This window comes from Succinivibrio sp., from assembly GCF_045124615.1.
GTDB lineage: Bacteria > Pseudomonadota > Gammaproteobacteria > Enterobacterales > Succinivibrionaceae > Succinivibrio > Succinivibrio faecicola.
The window spans coordinates 1-3080 of sequence record NZ_JBGVMC010000256.1 but is presented as its reverse complement, the minus strand read 5'-3'; the positions used below and the strand labels follow the sequence as shown (position 1 = coordinate 3080).

Annotated in this window: 3 protein-coding genes; 2 read left to right on the top strand and 1 reads right to left on the bottom strand. The window is 35.5% G+C overall.

The window, feature by feature from the left end:
* A partial coding sequence (locus tag ACJML3_RS06700) for a CidA/LrgA family protein (protein WP_406021751.1) occupies nucleotides 1–521 on the top strand: 521 nt, incomplete at its 5' end.
* Nucleotide 522: 1 nt separating this feature from the next.
* Nucleotides 523–1263: an LrgB family protein gene (locus ACJML3_RS06695; RefSeq protein WP_406021749.1), complete on the top strand. Its 741-nt coding sequence runs from the start codon at nucleotides 523–525 to the stop codon at nucleotides 1261–1263.
* Between the two features lie 89 nt (nucleotides 1264–1352).
* Here ACJML3_RS06695 and modF read toward each other — a convergent pair whose 3' ends face one another.
* Nucleotides 1353–2822, bottom strand: coding sequence for a molybdate ABC transporter ATP-binding protein ModF (gene modF / locus ACJML3_RS06690; RefSeq protein ID WP_406021747.1), 1470 nt, complete (start codon nucleotides 2820–2822; stop codon nucleotides 1353–1355).
* Between the last annotated feature and the right edge of the window lie 258 nt (nucleotides 2823–3080).

Below are 3080 nucleotides of genomic sequence, written 5' to 3'. Positions count from 1 at the left end.
TCATCAATCTAATAATTGACTATAATGTGACGCAGTTAAAAGTTTTATCGGAGATTGATATGTCTTTGCCAGATGAAAAAAGTCAGTCACTGCTAAGCAGAATATTTGCTTTCATACTAAGTTTTGCAATCTTATATGGCTGTCTGAGTCTTGGTCGTTATATTTCTCAGCTTCTACCTTTTGTTTTCCCAGGAAGCATTATTGGAATGCTTATTCTGTTTTTGCTTCTTGAATTTAAAATCCTTCGAATGCATTGGATAACACCTTGTGCCGATGTTCTTATGCGACATATGGTATTTTTATTCATTCCTGCCGCTGTTGGCATGGTTGCATATTTAAATGAAGTTTTTGATTCCGTTCTGGTTATTATTTTCAATGTTCTTTCAGGTATTGCTCTTATCATTCTGATTGTAGGAAGACTGTTTCAGCACTTTACAGAGAATAAAGAACAAAGAGAGCAGCGTCATGAGCTTTATAAAAGAGCATCAAACATCAGAAAACTAAAACGCAGAGGTGCTTAGAATGTCATTTTCACAGATGTTAAGTGATCTGTTTTCAAATCATACAATGATTTATTATGTAGCTCTTCCTTTAACTGTAGTTCTTTATGTTGCAGCAAGATATCTGCAGGAGAAGAGCAATTTAGCTTTATTAAATCCTCTTTTAATACCAATGATAGCAATCATTGTTCTTATAATAATGACAGATTCTAATGCAGAGGATTATCAGAGAGGTGCATCAATTATCACATGGCTTTTAGATCCTGCAATTGTTGCCCTTGCAATTCCACTATATCTTAAGTTCAGAATGATTAAGGCTCAGGCCTTACCTATTTTGATTTGCTGCACAATTTCAATTATTGTAAGTTTCTTTATTTCCTATATAAGCTGTCATCTGCTTTCTGTAAATGAACAGATGATTCCTACACTTGGTGCAAGATCGATTACAACACCTTTAGCTATGGATGTATCTTCAAGAACCGGTGGTATTGCCTCTGTTACAGCATGCATTGTTGTATGCGTAGGTATAACAGGTGCACTAATAGGTTTCCCTCTCATGAAACTTTTCCATATTCGTTCAGCTCAGGCTCAGGGACTTGCAATGGGTGCTGCAGCTCATGCTGTAGGTACTAGTGCTGCAAATCAAGAAGGTCAGACTCAGGGGGCTTATTCATCATTGAGTCTGATAGTATGTGGTATTCTTACATCTTTTCTTGCAACACCGCTTTTTATACTGTTCAGATATTTAGATTCGCTGTTCTAGATATATAAAACTAAAACAAAAGGCTTCTGATATAAAACTCAAATGAGTATTTATTCAGAAGCCTTTTTAGATCTTGTAAAGACAGTCAGTTATTTACTCAGAGTTTCCTGTACAACCTTAAAGTTTTGTCCATCTCCAATTCTCACAAAGCTCAAACGGTTTGTGAAACCTTCAGGTAAGTCCTCCTGATGATGTGATACAAACAATATGGATGTATTACCATTATGCATAGCATAAGAAATAAATGATTTGACAAGGGCTCTTGCGTAGCTGTCTAAGCCCTGCAATGGCTCATCAAGGATAAGTAGTGGAGGATTTTTAACTAATGCTCTGATAATAAGAACAAGTCTTTGCTGACCAAAAGACAGGGATTTGAATCCCACATCTTCCTTATCTGACAGACCAGCAATTTCAAGCCATTTTTTAGCAATAGTAATTTCCTCATCACTAACCTTAGAGTAAAGACCTATAGAATCGTAGAATCCTGAAAGTACTACATTGATAACAGGACCGTTTACTCTGTAGTCAAGATGCAGTGCACCAGATACAAGGCCATAATATTTCTTGATATCCCAGATTGATTCACCAGAGCCTCTCTTGTAGCCGAATACTGTTACATCATTTGTATAAACAAGAGGATTTTCACCTGTAATAAGAGATAGCAGAGTTGATTTACCAGCACCGTTTGGTCCCATAATATGCCAGTGCTGACCTTTTCTTACCTCAAAATATAAATGATCAAGAACCTTTCTTTGATATTCGATATTTACATCCTTCAAGCTTACAATAACATCACCTTCAATTTCAGGGAGTTTTGCTTTCTCTGGTGCTTTTGGCAGAGTTACATCAGGAACATTTGCATAACCTAAAAGCATTTTTGCATCCTCATCCTGTTCAATTTCTTCAAAGGATGCTAGCTTTACAATCTTGCAGTCACTGATGATACCCATTGATGTTAATGACTTGGGAATCTCTGATGGTCTGTTTACAATAAGAACCATTGGTGTCTGATAATCAGTATGCAACTGCTCGATAAGATTTAGCAGATCTGCTCTTGTCTCAACGTCAAGAGCATCAAAAGGAGTATCAAAGATAATCAAATTTGGCTTTGATGATAAAGCATGTGCAAGCAGTACCTTTCTTCCCTCACCGCCTGAAAGACTGCGGATTGACTTGTCAAGAAGAGGTTCTAATTTAAGAGCACTAACAAGCTTGTTTAAAACTTCCTTGTCATCATCCTTGAATATCATGTTTGGAGTGATGCCGATTTCCTCTTGAGCAGTAGTGCAGTCTGAATTTCTCATTTCATAGTCTGCCTCATACAGTTCAAGTTGCTTTTCAAATGAAACTAATACCGGATGATAATTAGTAGGTGCAACACCGCTTGATAATTCAAAATCTCCATTCAGTGCTTTTGCAATGGAGGTTTTTCCAGAGCCGTTGCCACCGATAAGAACGATAAGATCGTTTGGGGCTATTGTTATATTTCCAATTTCAACGCTTCTGTTTTCGTCAATCTTAAAGATTGCATCTGTAAAACTGATAGTTCTTTGAGTCATAATTCTTTCCTATAAAACAATAGTTAGAATTATAGAACTATTGGTAAATTTTGCAATACAAAAAATATTATGTTGCAAAATTTGCAATTATGAGACTTTTTTCAATTTTTCTTTCTTGTATCAATCTGTTACATGCTTTTTTTATAAAAATAAATCTACTTCAAATAATTTATAAATATTTTTTCAAAAGCACCGCTTTTGGTTTTAAAATCAAAGCTGTTAACACTATACTTTAGTTATATGTACGATAAAAATCAT